This is a genomic window from Vibrio maritimus (assembly GCF_021441885.1).
GTDB classification, from domain to species: domain Bacteria; phylum Pseudomonadota; class Gammaproteobacteria; order Enterobacterales; family Vibrionaceae; genus Vibrio; species Vibrio maritimus_B.
In genome coordinates this window covers 1,560,802-1,575,762 of sequence record NZ_CP090439.1, presented here as the reverse complement: position 1 = coordinate 1,575,762, position 14,961 = coordinate 1,560,802, and the positions used below count along the sequence as shown (strand labels likewise).

The window sequence follows — 14,961 nt, the reverse complement described above, 5'->3', positions numbered from 1 at the left end:
TTGTCTTTCTGGAGTTCATAATGAAAAAGACTTTGGTTGCTACTCTGGTTGCGCTTGCTTGCAGCGCAAACGCGGCAAGCTTGGATGACCTAAGAATCAGTGGTTTCGGCTCTGTCGGTATCGGCAAAGCGAACAATGATGCGGGATATGCGGAGTACACAAGCGAGCGTATCGATACTAAACAAGATACGATTGCTGGTATTCAGTTTGACTTCGATATTAACGATAAAGCGAAGTTCACCACTCAGCTAGTAGCGAATGGTCGCTACAACTTTGAGCCTTCAATCGAAGTTGCGTATCTTTCTTATCAGTTTGATGGCTTTACCGCTCGCGCAGGTAAAATGCGTACACCGCTATTCATGTACTCTGATTACCTAGATGTGGGTTACGCTTACCCTATGATTCGTCCTTCGCAAGAAGTGTACGAGCACATCATTATCAATAGCTACACTGGTGCGGATTTATTGATCCCATTCTCTATTGGTGAAACAACGCTTCAAATCCAACCATTCGCTGGCGTATCTCAGGTTGAAGAGCGCGACTCTACTTGGGGTGAAGTGGACCTAAACAACACCTTTGGTTTGACTGCTCACTGGTATGTAAATGACTTTACCTTCCGTGGCTCCTATGTACAGGCTCAAACTAACTACACAGCTTCTGAGTCACTTGGTGATCTCGCGAGCTTCGCTAACCATGTTCTAGACGACAAGAAAGCCACGTTCATTTCGGCAGGTGCTCAATACGATAACGGTAGTTTGCTTGCTGTTATCGAAGGTATGGACATGACACTAGAAGGTCGATTCTCTGATGTACAAGCTGTTTCTGGTTTAGCCGGCTACCGCATTGGTGAATGGACACCATACGTTGCGATGGGCTGGAACAAAACAACAGATAATGACGAACGCACATCGCCAGTCGGATCAACGCCAACGGACATCGCTATCTTCATGGGTGAAAAAGCTCTTAATAACTTCGAGAGACTTTCGTACTCAATCGGTACTCGTTGGGACTTTGCCAAAAATATCGCTTTCAAAGCAGACGTTACCTACGCGGACTACAAAGGTACATCTGGTGGTCTTCCCGGCAACGTGGACCCAATGACAGCGAAGATCAAATACTCAGACTCATTCGTTTATTCAGCATCTATCGACTTTGTATTCTAAGGAGCCACTATGAAAAAGATCGCTACACTGGCTCTAGTAAGCCTAATGTCATTTGCAGCTAACGCAGGTTATGTGGTTATTGGTAATCCCGCGGGCGTCGATGCTATGTCTGATGCGGAAGTTAAGCAGCTGTTTTTGGGTAAGAAAACTCAGCTTGCGAATGGACAACCAGCAAAGATCATCGAGCTAAACGATGGTAACGCAGACCGTATCGCCTTTCATGCGGCGACGACTGGTCGCTCAGAAGCGCAACTACAATCTGCTTGGTCTCGTCTAGTGTTCACAGGCAAAGCTGAGGCACCTACTCAGGTGGCGGACTATACGGCCGTAATCAATGCGGTTGCAGCGGACGCAAACGCTATTGGGTATGTTGATGAAAGCGCCGTCGATGGTTCGGTAAAAGTACTGATCAAATATTAACTGCACCACATACTAAAAAGGCAGGCTTTAACGCCTGCCTTTGTTTAATAGCAATGACCTAGACGGCTTGTTGCAGTCGCTCTGAAGATCTACCTTGCTCCGCCATCACAAACAAATTGTCTATCCAGTGCAAGATTAGTGCAGAGTCCTGAGGCTGGTCTAAATCGACAAACGCTTGCTGATAATGCTGCGGCGTTATCAGATGCTTGCGTTTCTCTACCAACTTGAGAGTAAACGGCACACTAAATTCTGGGTGCCCTTGCACAGTGAACAAGTGATTATCTTTAACCAACATGAAGTTAGGGCAAAAATCATTACCTGCAATGACCTTGACACCTTTCGGTACTATGGTCACTTGGTCTTGGTGACTCACCAACAAACGAGCGCTATCAACCGATAGGTTCATCCATTTCTTTTGAGCACGGACTTGCACCTCATAGCTTCCGAGTCCCCATCCTTTTTCGGACTTTTGAACCTTGCCACCCAATGCCCTTGCGATCAGTTGGTGTCCAAAACAGATACCAACCAAAGGCTTTCTTTGCGCTTCACAGCGAATCACCCAGTCAATCAGCATCAGTATCCACGGGTGGTCATCATAAGCATTATGAACACTACCTGTGATGATAAAACCGTGGCATTCATCTAACCTTGGCAATTCCCCTTTTGTCGCATCGTAGTTTTGAAACGTAAATGCATTGTTTACCTCATACAAAGAGGTTTCGATCATGTCCGCGTACTGACCATGATCATCTGACAAAGGAGAGTCAACGTGACCGCAGGTTAATATCCCTATCTTCATTTATCACCTATTTCATTGTTGGCATAACGAACTCACTCTCACGCTGCCCTTTTGGCCAACGCGCAGTGATGGTCTTCATACGAGTATAAAAACGCACGCCGTCGTTGCCGTGCACATTCAGCGGTCCAAAGATGGAACGCTTCCAACCACCGAAGCTATGAAACGCCATCGGTACAGGAATAGGTACGTTCACACCGACCATACCGATTTGTACTTTTTCAGAGAAGTCACGAGCTGTATCACCATCACGAGTAAAGATAGCCGTTCCGTTGCCAAACTCATGTTGATTAATGAGCTCAAGTGCCTCCTGATAGTCTTTAGCTCGAACCACTGAGAGAACGGGGCCAAAGATCTCTTCCTTATAGATGGTCATATCTGGCTTCACATCATCGAATAACGTACCACCAACAAAATAACCCGGAGCTACCGTATCAATATCTCGACCATCAACCACTAGAGTAGCCCCTTGGTCGACACCGCTTTGGATATACTCTCTAACCTTATTCATATGTGGCTCACTGACTAGCGGTCCCATCTCATTCTCTGGCGACACACCTAAACCAGGGCCAACACGTAGTGCCTCAACCTTCTCTTTTAACGCTGCAACCAACTTATCTGCGGCCTCATCACCGACTGCGACCGCAACAGAAATTGCCATACAGCGCTCACCGGCAGCGCCATATGCCGCGCCCATAATCGCATTAGTTGCACCTTCCAGATCTGCATCAGGCATAACAACAAGATGATTTTTTGCGCCGCCCAAGGCTTGTACGCGTTTGCCATGAGCGCTGCCTTTTGAGTAAATCGCCTCGGCTATTGGGGTTGAACCAACAAAGCTCACCGCCGCGACATCCGGTGCTTCTAGCAGTGCATCCACGACTTCTTTGTCACCTTGTACAACGTTGAACACACCATCAGGTAAACCAGCTTCTTTAAGTAGCTTCGCCAACATAAGCGACGCACTTGGATCTTTCTCGGAAGGTTTTAGAATAAAACTATTACCGCAAGCCAATGCGACAGGAATCATCCATAGTGGCACCATGACTGGAAAGTTGAACGGCGTAATACCAACACACACTCCAACAGGCTGCATCATGGAATAGCTGTCAATTTCACGTCCTACGTTAAGAGAATGCTCGCCTTTTAGCAGGTGTGGAATTCCGCATGCAAACTCAACCACCTCTAGACCACGAGTGAGTTCACCTAATGCGTCACTGTGCACTTTTCCGTGCTCTGTCGAGATCAGCGTTGCCAGTTCATCGGCGTTTTCTTCAAGCAGTGCTTTAAAGCGGAACATCACGCGAGCTCTCTGTAGTGGCGGCGTCGCTTGCCAATCTACCTGAGCTTGTTTTGCTACTTCAACGGCATCGATTGCCTCTTGAGCACTAGATAGCTGAACCTGCCCTCTTAGCTCACCATTTGCTGGGTTAAAAAGGTCTGCACTGCGATTGCTGTTGCTCTCAACAATCTCTCCATTAATAAAGTTTGATACCAAAACTGACATAGGTTTTATTCCTTGTATTCAATATTTTGTAGAACGTCGGCAATAAGTGTAAATAGGTCATCAATATGCTGCTTCTCGATAATCAGCGGTGGTGACAACGCAATAATGTCGCCAGTCACTCGAATCAACGCCCCTTTCTCGAAACATTTGGTGAAGACTTGGTACGCACGAGAGCCTGGTTTGCCTGCGATACCTTCAAGCTCAATACCTGCAATCAGACCGTAGTTGCGCAGATCTTTAACATGTGGCAAGCCCTTCAAGCTGTGTACCGCTTGCTGCCAGTAATCAGCAAGGTCAGCAGCTCTGGAGTAAAGGTTTTCGTTGCGATAGATATCCAGCGTTGCAAGCCCTGCTGCTGCCGCTACAGGGTGACCTGAATAGGTATAGCCATGGAAGAGCTCAATAGCTTGGCTATCAGGCGATACCATAGCTTGATAGATGTCGTCGCTAACAAATACTGCTCCCATAGGAATTGCGCCATTGGTAAGCCCTTTGGCTGTCGTGATGATGTCAGGCTTCACATCAAATTCTTGAGAAGCAAATGGGCTGCCGATACGACCAAATCCTGTGATCACTTCATCGAAGATAAGCAAGATACCGTTTTGAGTACAAATCTCTCGAAGACGCTTCAAGTAACCTTTTGGCGGCAGAATAACGCCTGTAGACCCCGCAATAGGCTCTACGATCACGGCCGCTATATTGCTTGCATCATGCAGCGTGACAATATTATTTAAGCTTTCTGCCCAGCCAGGGTCATAGTCTGGTAGCCCTTTACTAAAGGCGCTGTTTTCTATACTTAATGTATGAGGAAGGTGGTCGACTCCCGTGAGCAGACTACCGAACGTTTTACGATTGTTGACGATCCCGCCTACTGAGATACCACCAAAACCAACGCCATGATAACCACGCTCACGACCAATTAGACGAGTTCGCGTGCCCTGACCGATCGCTCTCTGATAAGCCAGCGCAATTTTTAGCGCAGTATCAACCGATTCAGAACCCGAGTTAGTAAAGAACACTCGATTGAGACCGGAAGGCGCGATCTCAGCCAGCGATTCCGCAAGTTTAAATGGCAATGGATGCCCCATTTGGAATGTCGGTGCAAAATCTAACGTGTGAATTTGACTCGCGACGGCCTCACTGATCTCATGGCGTCCATGCCCTGCATTGCAACACCATAGACCTGCGGTGCCATCTAAGATCTTTCTTTTATCTTCAGAGGTGTAATACATCCCCTCTGCCGACACTAACATCCTCGGTGACGCTTTAAACTGCGAGTTTGCCGTAAACGGCATCCAAAATGCGTCCATATTATTTGCTGACTCGTTACCTAGCGAGTCCATGCTTCTTTCGTTCCCGTTATGCATAGTGCACCCCAACGCTCTTTTTAAAGGCCGTATTCTTCAAGGCAACTACTCAGCCTTGGTCGTTTTTTTTACTAAACACCACTAAACACTCAGACTGCACAATGTAAATATGATGTTATTAAATATTAAACAAAAATGACTATAGAACGTTCTTTTTAGGTGTGCAATGATTAAATTATAAACATTTACTGGTTTTTTGTGTTTAGTGAGCTAGGATTGTGTTTAGTTTAATAATCACTTTTACTTTTCAGGGAGCATTCATTCCATGGAAATGGAGATTGGACCAAGATTTAAAGCTCTGCGAGAACGAGCAGGACTCTCTCAGCGTGAGTTGGCAAAGCGTGCGGGCGTGACGAACGGCTTTATCTCTCAAATTGAGAGCAATGCAGTAAGTCCCTCTGTTGCCTCTCTTAGTAAGCTGCTGAGCAAAATCCCCTCTTCAATGGCAGAGTTTTTCGCTATCGATGAGCCTCAGCCCGAACAATTTTATACTCGTCGCCAAGAACAACCAGAGATTGGCCGAGGTAAAATCAGCTACAGACAAGTAGGTCACTATCATGAAGATCGTCATATCGGCATGTTAAGAGAAACGCTGTCCCCTGGCGCAGATACGGGTAAAGAGATGCTGGTTCACGAGGGACAAGAGTGCGGTGTAATAGTACAAGGCGAACTAGAACTCACCGTCGATGATCAAGTAACCGTATTACTGGAGGGCGACAGCTACTACTTTGACAGTCAGCGCCCTCATCGATTCAGAAACACAACCGATGCTGATTGCGTTATCGTCAGCGCTAACTCCCCGGCAAGCTTTTAAGGAAAGGAAATCACATGGACAATATTACGTGGCACGACAAAGCAGAAGCCTTGAGCTTTCGTACTCAGGCATTTATCAATGGGCATTTTGTCAATTCGGTTTCCGGCGATACATTCGAGATCATTAACCCTGCAACCGGGCACTCGCTTGCACATGTCGCTCGCTGTACCCAAGAAGATGTGGACATTGCAGTCGAAGCGGCTCGAAACGCCTTTGAAAGCCGCGTTTGGTGTGGTCTTCCACCAGCGAAACGCAAAAGTATTCTGCTGAACTACGCTAAGCTCATCGACGAACACAAAGAAGACTTCGCTCTGCTTGAGAGCTTAGACATGGGAAAACCGATTTCAGATGCAATGGGATATGACGCACCAGCTACCGCACGCTGCATACAGTGGAATGCCGAAGCCATAGACAAAGTGTACGACGAAGTCGCCCCTGTCACAGAAGATGCGTTGGCTCTAGTCACCCGCGAAGCACTTGGCGTCGTTGCAGCGATTGTGCCGTGGAACTTTCCGACTGTCATGGCGGCGTGGAAAATTGGCCCTGCTCTAGCAACAGGTAACTCAGTCATCGTAAAACCCTCTGAGAAGTCTCCGTTAACGGCCATCCTTCTTGCCGATCTTGCCAAGCAGGCGGGCATTCCCGATGGTGTATTCCAAGTTCTACCAGGGTTTGGTCATGAGGCAGGACAAGCATTAGCGCTGCATAACGATGTCGACTGCATCACCTTCACCGGCTCTACAGCTGTCGGCAAAAAGCTGCTGTCCTTCGCTGGAGAGTCTAATCTCAAACGTGCCTTTATGGAATGTGGTGGTAAGAGCCCTCACATTGTTCATCATGACGTCAAAGATATGGAAAAGGCAGCCGCAACCGCTGCTTCAGCGATTTGTTACAACCAAGGCGAAGTCTGCACAGCTGGCTCTCGTTTGCTTGTTCACTCTTCAATCAAGGAGGAGTTTACGGCGCTGCTACTTAAATACATGGCGAAATGGCAACCTAACGATCCGCTCCTAGAAGACACTCGTGTTGGTGCTATCGTCGACGCGTCACAGTACGAACGTGTACTTAGTTATATTGATATCGGTAAAAATGAAGGTGCAACACTCGCATTTGGTGGTCAGCCAACAATGACTCAGACCGATGGCTACTTTATTCAGCCAGCGGTATTTACCGACGTCACTCCAGACATGAGAATCTTCCAAGAGGAGATCTTTGGCCCCGTCCTATGTGTAACCACATTTGATTCTATTGAAGAAGCTATCAAGCTTGCTAACGACAGCGACTATGGACTCGCCGCAGGCGTATGGACCTCGGACATTTCAACAGCGGTTCGCTGCTCTAGAGCGCTGAGAGCTGGCACTGTTTTCGTCAATAACTGGGACGGAGGTGACATGACGATGCCGTTTGGGGGCTACAAGCAGAGTGGTAATGGCAGAGATAAATCGCTTCATGCACTGCATAAATACACGGAAGTAAAATCGACTTGGATTGAGCTGGATTAGTGTTGTCATAGGTGACTACTGATAGCTTTAACGCAAAGAGGTGCTCCCATCGAGCACCTCTTTCTTGCCATGTTTTTGGTTGCTGATTGAGGCGTGAGCTTATATAGAGTTACTTGTGCTCGCATACATTGCATAAGCTTTATCTTTAATAAATGCCCAATATTGATCCCCAAAAGAAAAATGCCACCACTCTCTCGAATAATTCACGAATCCCGCTTTGGACATAACAGACACCAACATGGCTCTATTTTTCGCTGCTTGCGAGGATAAATTGGCAGCGTTGGTCTCACACAAAGAGGACGGGACATGTATCCAGTCTTTTATCTCCATGCCAAAGTCTATAACCTTGCCTTCATCATCGACTATCTCCACATCAACTGCACCACCAGTACTATGCGGAGGTGACAGGATTTCACCTTCAAACGTTTTTGTGGGCGCAACCAGACAGGCGGCGGCGTTGTAGGCCTCTCGCTTTGAGTAACCTGGATTGCTCAATCCAACTCTCACTAATTGCTCTTGGAACAGCGTCTCTTGAAACTCTGGCGAACGATAGCCTTCGTAAAGCCTTAATGTCAGACCCGACGGAAGCTCTTTTTGTGCAATGAGAAGCCTTTCTAAAACGCCTCTTCGGACAAAATGGTAGCTGTCTTTCGTTTCATTACACTCAGGTGGCGGACCATAAGCAAGCTGCCCTTTTACTGACACGAGGTCTTCGAGACAGTCTTTAATAGGAATAGCGGTAACAAGGGAAGATGAAATATCTATATGGGTCAAAGTCGGTTGAACTCCATTTTATTGGTCTTCTGAAAGTCCATTCTCAATTTAATTGGCATAGATAATGTTGATACCTTGCTCTTCGCTGGTGGGGACCTCAAAGTACTGTGTCACATGATGAAATACAGCTTCCGTATCGAACTGGGCGCGCTCTGGTTGCTCAACGCTTCTCTTTTTTATCTGCGCTAAACACTTCTCATCGGTAACATCTAGGTAGTGAATCTCATGCTTACTACCCACCTCCTCACTCAGAGCGATAAACCAAGCACGCTGTTTGACCGTGTTTGCTGGGAAGTCCATGACTACGTTTACTCCGAGATTCAGCAGCTTTATCACATGTTTTCTGACGAATGGTTTAATTAGGTTTGAGTGAGCAATATAGTCTTCAAACGAGTTTATTTGCGTAGGATAGTGGGCTGCTAACCATTCATCTTCGGAAAGGTAGATCGCGCCTTCTGTCGCAGCAAGAGATTTAGCTAGGGTGGTTTTTCCTGCTCCCATTTTGCCGCAAAAACAGGTCAAGATGCCTTTGTTTTTCATATCTAACCTCCTGTCAAACTGACACTATATCCTATTGAAACTATGTCAAAGATAAACACAAAACTGAGGTTAGTTCTAGCTGTTGGCAATCTATTGTTATTGTTTGAGTAGAGGGTCAGATCTTGGCCACCATCTCCAAAGCAACCCAATATCGACCAAAGATTTTCTCAGAGCTTTTTTCTGAAGAGGCTACATGAAACCCAAGTGATTGATAGAGAGATTTGGCGGCTTCATTATGGTCGAAAACACATAGGCTGAACTCTGAGCAGTTAGTCACTAACTTCGCTTCTTTGATGAGTAAGCTAACCATCTCTTTTGCCAATCCTCTTCCTTTGAAAGGATCAAGGATCAATACTCGGCAAATCCTGCACAGAGTGTCACTTGCCCGACGAAATTCGATGAAACCAGCAACCTCACCTTCTACAAGAAAGAGAAACGGGAAAATGTCGGGCTTTTCACAATGGTTGGAAATCTGTTCTATAGTCAGCGGAAAATCGTAAACCGGGCCACCCCATTGATAGTTCAATTCAGGTGATGAGATCCAAGCTATCAAATCTTGATAGTTTGTGGGGGTGAAAGGTACAAGTTCCATCTTCGTCCCTATAACTACGCGCCGTTTCTGCGGCGTACTTCTTTCTTATAACTGGACTCTCGGTACAGCCAAAGCGCACAATTCGCTACAAGCATGAGACCTGCAAACAACCCAAAGTTGTTAATCTGACTCAGTAAAAAGACCGCAATGCCGTCTTCTCCAATCGATGAGTATTGGAATACGATGCTAAAAATCATATAAAACAGCACTGCTGCAAACGTACTTTTGGCGATCCACTTTAGAAAACCCTGCTCACGCTTTTGATGCCAAATTTGGAATACTTTGTCGTTCATAGTTCTGCCCTGTTTGGTTAGTCGATACGTGTCGTCGCTGGAACAATTTTTCTACCATAACAGATTTTGTCATACAAATTAACAGAGCAAATTATAAATTGAACGCAGCGCACGTAGTGTGTTCACTTAAAAAATTTTTCAGTCATTTAACGTATTTTCCGCCGTACACCAAAACCGCGTCAATACAACACACTCCAAGAAACAAAATCAAGTAAAGCTGCTTATCGAGATAGATGTACCAACCAATACTCCCCAGTACAAGGAGGAGATTAGAGGCCAATCCTAAATAGCGTTGTAGACCGTTTCTTAAGTAGTTAACACAAGAATGACTCGCTATGTGAAATACCGAAAAACAAAGCAGAATGGGTGCAGCTGTTAAACAAAAGAAAAATGCACGAGAACAAATGAATCCGACGACTGCTACAAGCACAGCAATGGATATAAGGGAGGCTATTACACCATTATGTTTGACTAACAGATCGTCACTCATCCTTTAAACCCGCACAGAACAAACATCCCTAAATTTTAGAACATCACCCAGTATTGACCACGGCAATGCTCAAGCCTTGTTTGCCAACGGTACCTGTACCGCTCAACGCTTGATTCTAATTCGATAAGTTACATCCGTTTTAGAGGTTTCACTACGCTATCAAGTCCCTCTATCTTCAGAGCCAAGCACAACTTCAATAGCTCCCCCAACTCACCATTCGGAAAGCCTTTCTTATCAAACCAAAGTAAATACTCTTCTGGTAGGTCTATTAAAACTCGTCCGGCATACTTACCAAATGGCATTTGCATTCGGGCGAGTTTTACTAAATTTTCTTTTTGCAGCATTGCGTTACCTTTATTCGCCAGCCGTCGCCAGCGTGTGTCCTAGGCGCTCGACCCACCAGTCGATGGCGTCTTTCGCATCATCGAGGGAGTCTATCATAGTGGTAAAGTCTTTGTTTCCAGATCGTGAGTCGATAGCTGCAATAATTGGTTCGTCCGACATGGAATCCGAAACAAGAAGCTCAATGGTAGCTTTTCCCACATTGGTGTGCTCACCTGTCGTGATCTTAGAGATGGTTGATATCCCAAGCCCCACAGGTAATACACTACTCGTAACAGCTAAGATGGGGTTTGGTGTTTCTACGTTACTTATTGCTATGCTCACGCGAAGAGTCCTTGGGGAAGGCTTGTCTACAATCGACTTAAACTCGCCAAGTTTACTTTTAAGCCTTGAGACTAAATGATCTGTCAGCTCATTGATTTCACTATCACTGAGTTCCGTCTCATCAACAACTACGTACACTCTGTCTAACACGACGCTATCGTATTGAGAGAAAATCTCTCGCAACTGCTCTGGCGTCGATACATCTTGTCTTGCCCATACTAGGTCTACACCACCATCGGGACCCGGAGAGAAATCACTGTACGTTTTAAACTGCGAAGTTTGAGTTTTTTCGGAAGAAGAACAGCCCACCAGTATGAATAGAGCAGCAGATAACGCAATAGAAAGAAATCTCATCATTCGTCCTTAATAAAAAATAGCCAACCAAATCGTCGTTGCGCCTGAAACCGTCGATTTTACGCGATGTTTAACGTGAGCTGGGATGTTAACGTAATCGCCGACATCAAGAGTAATGGTCTGTCCATCTTCATACTCAAGAACACCCTGCCCTTGGAGCACGGCAACCCACTCATTTTCAGCTTGGTCATACCATTCACCGTCGGGTGTTGAGTGACCATCGGAGAGAATCCGCTCTACTCGAATGTTTGACGTCTTAACTATATCTTCAAATAGCTCATCAGGTAGTTGGTTCGGAATATTGGTAAATAGATTCCCTAACTGCATTGAAATTCTCCTCGATAATTACGTAGAAGTATACGCTACGAAGAAGCGAAACACCTACTTTCCAACTCTTTCAGATAGGAGCCTTTGTTACTGAATTAAAAACAAATTGTTTGGCCTGAAGACTTCCCAATAATGTGGCAGCGAGTAGAGAAAAACAGCAAAGGTCTGACCCTTAACTGAATTCCATCTCTCATTAATTTGTAACTCATGTTCAAGTTGGAATGATTAATGCTAGGTCTATCACAGATTTGTTTTAAATTTGTCGATTATGGACGCGTTAAGCATTCAAGGAGAGAGATATGATGTTGGAAACTTTTGTAGAGTCTATCGAGGCGCATACGACACTAGACGACATTACCATTCGTTCTGTTTTTGGGGGTAAAGGGGTTCTGTCAGGTGGGGTCATGTTTGCACTAATAAAGGGCGACGAGGTCTACCTTAGGGCAAGCAATGAGAGTTTAAAGCAAGAATTCATCGATTCTGGTTGTACACCTTATGAGTTTAACTGGCGAGCTCACTCCAGAAACTACCCTAGCCTCTCTAACTACTATTCAGTGCCAGACTCTATTAGTCATAGTAAAAAGCAGATCGCTTCTTTGTGTGAAGAAGTATGGACGGCAGGTCTGAAAGAAAAAATTAAGAAAGAGACACCAACTCGTATCAAAGATCTGCCAAACATGCAGTACAAAACCGAACGCATGCTTCGAAAAGCGGGGATCACATCGATTGATGAGCTGCGAGAGCAAGGACCCGTTAACGCATACAAGGCAGTTTGCGTCAGCCAAGAGAAGCATCCTGGCGTCAACCTATTATTTTGTATTGCTGGCGCGCTTGAAGGGATTCACTGGACCATTTTGCCTGAGCTAAAAAGACAATCTCTAACGCATGAAGTCGGCTCAGACTATCTTGCTCATTAAAAAAAAGCCCTGCTGTAATCCACAGCAGGGCAAACATCAATACAATGTTGGATGTGTGTGTTTAATTGAAAGTGGACAGAACAACTAAATCACGAGATTGATTAAACCATGTGAGTGGAGCATGTAATAGCTGAGATGTTTATCATTTCATGATGCTTTGTATCTAAGTGTGGCAATGGGCTAATTTCCCACCAAAATTCGCTACTGAGAAGAAAAATAAAGCCTCGTAACAAGCATGTTAGTAACATTGCTCTAATAGGTAGCCCCTATTCCCAAGTACTGCACCATTAGATCCCATTATGTGCGTCGATTAATTTTTGAACACCAATTGATAATTTACGCACTACCTGCAACCTCCTAAAAGGTAACTCTATGGTTGGCAAAAATGTGGTAGTGACCCACTCATCAACTCTCTATAGACTCCGCGCCCAAACTTCTTACAAACACCCTATGAGAGTTAATCATGAATCAAGTATTCAATTCAGCGCACATGACGAAAACGCTAATGCTAACGATCTGGATCGTAGCAGGCACGGTTATCCTTCAAAAACTTGGCATCCACGATAAGTGGCCTGCGTTTTTGGCGCTAATTTTCTTCTTTGAAGCGAAGTTCGACCTATCAAAGCTCAAAAACATCTTTGCTGCTGGTATTGTTGGTATCGCCATGGGTATGTTGATTCCAGCGACACTGAGCACGCTTGCTCCAATGGTTGGCGGCGAAAACGCGTTCTATATCTATGTTGCGGGCGTTGTACTAATCACTATTGGTATGGGCCCAATTGCCCACTTTGCATTCAGCTACATTACATTTGCCTACGTAGTAATGTGTATCCTTCACAAAGACCACGTTGTTGAGCACGGTTTCTCTTGGATGGCGGTAGCGTTACTGGGTGGTGCTATGTACATCGCAGGTGTAACAGCAATTGCTAAATTCTTAGAAAAGCGCGCATTAACAGCACAGCAAGCTTAAGAAAAATAGAAAGCCCCGTCAGAAGTCGTGCTCTGACGGGGCTTTTTGAATTTCGTTTTGTTCTCAACTTTATTAGAGAACACGCTCCACTTGACCCGTTGCCAGTTCAAATCCTTCTTCTTCCTCAACCCAGCACTCAACCAGCTCACCCTCTAACTCAAGCTTGTCACAGTCTTCAAGTACGCCAAAACGTCCGTTGGTTAGCATTACGACTACGTCCATGTTCATCTCCTGGTTTGGTTCGTCCCTTTGATTTCTAAATTAGTCAGTTCTAGAGTCAGTTTCAACACTTTGCGACCAAAGTATTACTACGAATATCATCCTTGAGACTGATCAGTTCAACATCACAAAAATTCATCTTATTGAGCAACTTGGATGGGTATACGCCGACGCCCAAACGGCTTATCAATGTGGGCGAATCGTCCTGCCAATTGATAACCGCAATGTAGACATTTACCCGCGCTCGACAATGAACACGAACCCAGTTCATACCAATTTCGGCTTAACACGTTTTGTCCGCAATTCGGACAGTACGTACTGCTACATTGCTCATTATGGACATTACCAACATAGACATAATGAAGGCCGTTTCTTTTCGCTATGTGCCGCGCGTTCACCAATGTGTTTGCGGGTGTTCGAACCGTATCCATCATCTTAAAATCTGGATGGAAGGCGCTAAAGTGAAGTGGGACATCTGGCCCCAGATGCTCAAAGATCCATTGAGTCATTGCTTCTAATTCTGCTTCGCTATCGTTCTCCCCAGGAATGAGCAGCGTTGTGATTTCAAACCAAACGTCAGTTTCATGCTTCAAGTACATCAATGTTTCTAGCACTGGTGCCAACTCACCACCGCAGACCTTTTTATAAAAACGTTCGCTGAAGGCTTTTAGGTCAATATTAGCGCCATCAATTACCGAGAAAAACTGCTCTCTAGGTTTCTCATTCATGTACCCCGCCGAAACAGCAACCGTATGGATGTTGGCTTCACGGCAGGCTATCGCGGTATCGACCGCGTATTCCATGAAAATGACAGGATCGTTGTAAGTAAATGCAATACTATCGCAGTGATTTGAGAGTGCAGATTGGGCGATTTGTTCGGGGCTTGCTTGCTGCCCTAGTGTATCTATCTGCCGTGACTTACTAATGCTCCAATTTTGGCAAAACTTACAACCCAAGTTACATCCAGCAGTGCCAAACGACAAAACCGAACTTCCCGGATAGAAATGATTCAATGGTTTTTTCTCTATGGGATCGATGCAAAAACCACTCGAACGGCCATACGTGGTCAGTACAATCTCCCCCTGTTCTGCTTTTCGAACAAAACACGCGCCAAGCTTTCCCTCTCGTAGCGTGCATAAACGGGGACACACAGTGCACTGCACTCTGCCGTCATCCAGCTTCTGCCAATATTTGGTTGGATAATAGGGTTTAAGTTGGCTCATCTCACACCTTAAAAGTGGATAGATTCT

18 protein-coding genes are annotated in these 14,961 nt (G+C 45.5%); 6 read left to right on the top strand and 12 right to left on the bottom strand.

Going from position 1 to position 14,961, the window contains the following annotated elements:
• Positions 1-20 precede the first annotated feature (20 nt).
• Both LY387_RS23485 and LY387_RS23480 read left to right on the top strand, forming a co-directional pair.
• Positions 21-1,163 carry a porin gene (locus LY387_RS23485; protein WP_234496592.1) on the top strand — a complete coding sequence of 381 codons (1,143 nt, stop codon included), beginning with the start codon at positions 21-23 and terminating at the stop codon, positions 1,161-1,163.
• A gap of 9 nt (positions 1,164-1,172) precedes the next feature.
• On the top strand, positions 1,173-1,583 hold the full coding sequence (locus LY387_RS23480; RefSeq protein ID WP_234496591.1) for a phosphate ABC transporter substrate-binding protein: 411 nt from the start codon (positions 1,173-1,175) through the stop codon (positions 1,581-1,583).
• 58 nt (positions 1,584-1,641) lie between these two features.
• Here LY387_RS23480 and LY387_RS23475 read toward each other — a convergent pair whose 3' ends face one another.
• From LY387_RS23475 to LY387_RS23465, 3 genes are read right to left on the bottom strand one after another with little or no spacing between them, the layout of a single operon-like run.
• Entirely contained in the window at positions 1,642-2,382 is a 741-nt protein-coding gene (locus tag LY387_RS23475; RefSeq protein WP_234496590.1) for a type 1 glutamine amidotransferase, read from the bottom strand.
• 7 nt (positions 2,383-2,389) lie between these two features.
• Complete coding sequence (locus LY387_RS23470) at positions 2,390-3,886, bottom strand: CoA-acylating methylmalonate-semialdehyde dehydrogenase (protein ID WP_234496589.1); 1,497 nt, start codon at positions 3,884-3,886, stop codon at positions 2,390-2,392.
• Positions 3,887-3,891: 5 nt separating this feature from the next.
• Positions 3,892-5,253 carry an aspartate aminotransferase family protein gene (locus tag LY387_RS23465; protein WP_234496588.1) on the bottom strand — a complete coding sequence of 454 codons (1,362 nt, stop codon included), beginning with the start codon at positions 5,251-5,253 and terminating at the stop codon, positions 3,892-3,894.
• Positions 5,254-5,524: 271 nt separating this feature from the next.
• Between LY387_RS23465 and LY387_RS23460 the strand changes: the two genes are divergently transcribed.
• Both LY387_RS23460 and LY387_RS23455 read left to right on the top strand, forming a co-directional pair.
• Positions 5,525-6,067, top strand: coding sequence for a cupin domain-containing protein (locus LY387_RS23460; protein ID WP_326492011.1), 543 nt, complete (start codon positions 5,525-5,527; stop codon positions 6,065-6,067).
• Positions 6,068-6,081: 14 nt separating this feature from the next.
• Positions 6,082-7,569: an aldehyde dehydrogenase gene (locus LY387_RS23455; RefSeq protein WP_234496586.1), complete on the top strand. Its 1,488-nt coding sequence runs from the start codon at positions 6,082-6,084 to the stop codon at positions 7,567-7,569.
• Between the two features lie 99 nt (positions 7,570-7,668).
• Here LY387_RS23455 and LY387_RS23450 read toward each other — a convergent pair whose 3' ends face one another.
• From LY387_RS23450 to LY387_RS23420, 7 genes are all read right to left on the bottom strand, one after another.
• Positions 7,669-8,343, bottom strand: a complete 675-nt coding sequence (locus LY387_RS23450) for a M15 family metallopeptidase (RefSeq protein WP_234496585.1) — start codon at positions 8,341-8,343, stop codon at positions 7,669-7,671.
• Positions 8,344-8,391: 48 nt separating this feature from the next.
• The gene (locus LY387_RS23445) at positions 8,392-8,883 is read right to left on the bottom strand and encodes an AAA family ATPase (protein WP_234496584.1); all 492 of its coding nucleotides are present in this window, start codon (positions 8,881-8,883) and stop codon (positions 8,392-8,394) included.
• Positions 8,884-8,998: 115 nt separating this feature from the next.
• Positions 8,999-9,475, bottom strand: coding sequence for a GNAT family N-acetyltransferase (locus LY387_RS23440; RefSeq protein WP_234496583.1), 477 nt, complete (start codon positions 9,473-9,475; stop codon positions 8,999-9,001).
• A gap of 14 nt (positions 9,476-9,489) precedes the next feature.
• On the bottom strand, positions 9,490-9,768 hold the full coding sequence (locus LY387_RS23435) for a hypothetical protein (protein WP_042470228.1): 279 nt from the start codon (positions 9,766-9,768) through the stop codon (positions 9,490-9,492).
• A 618-nt stretch (positions 9,769-10,386) separates the two neighbouring features.
• On the bottom strand, positions 10,387-10,602 hold the full coding sequence (locus tag LY387_RS23430) for a DUF3820 family protein (RefSeq protein WP_234496582.1): 216 nt from the start codon (positions 10,600-10,602) through the stop codon (positions 10,387-10,389).
• Between the two features lie 10 nt (positions 10,603-10,612).
• Positions 10,613-11,281: a DUF3313 domain-containing protein gene (locus LY387_RS23425; RefSeq protein WP_234496581.1), complete on the bottom strand. Its 669-nt coding sequence runs from the start codon at positions 11,279-11,281 to the stop codon at positions 10,613-10,615.
• A gap of 6 nt (positions 11,282-11,287) precedes the next feature.
• Positions 11,288-11,605: a cupin domain-containing protein gene (locus LY387_RS23420; RefSeq protein ID WP_234496580.1), complete on the bottom strand. Its 318-nt coding sequence runs from the start codon at positions 11,603-11,605 to the stop codon at positions 11,288-11,290.
• A gap of 299 nt (positions 11,606-11,904) precedes the next feature.
• On the opposite strand from LY387_RS23420, the gene LY387_RS23415 reads away from it, so the two are divergent.
• Both LY387_RS23415 and LY387_RS23410 read left to right on the top strand, forming a co-directional pair.
• Positions 11,905-12,522: a TfoX/Sxy family DNA transformation protein gene (locus LY387_RS23415; protein WP_234496579.1), complete on the top strand. Its 618-nt coding sequence runs from the start codon at positions 11,905-11,907 to the stop codon at positions 12,520-12,522.
• A 463-nt stretch (positions 12,523-12,985) separates the two neighbouring features.
• Positions 12,986-13,492, top strand: a complete 507-nt coding sequence (locus LY387_RS23410) for a hypothetical protein (protein ID WP_234496578.1) — start codon at positions 12,986-12,988, stop codon at positions 13,490-13,492.
• A 72-nt stretch (positions 13,493-13,564) separates the two neighbouring features.
• Here the strand turns inward: LY387_RS23410 and LY387_RS23405 are convergent, their stop codons facing one another.
• Together LY387_RS23405 and amrS are read right to left on the bottom strand one after the other, a co-directional pair.
• Positions 13,565-13,714, bottom strand: coding sequence for a hypothetical protein (locus tag LY387_RS23405; RefSeq protein ID WP_234496577.1), 150 nt, complete (start codon positions 13,712-13,714; stop codon positions 13,565-13,567).
• Positions 13,715-13,851: 137 nt separating this feature from the next.
• Positions 13,852-14,934, bottom strand: a complete 1,083-nt coding sequence (gene amrS / locus LY387_RS23400) for an AmmeMemoRadiSam system radical SAM enzyme (RefSeq protein ID WP_234496576.1) — start codon at positions 14,932-14,934, stop codon at positions 13,852-13,854.
• Positions 14,935-14,961 lie beyond the last annotated feature (27 nt).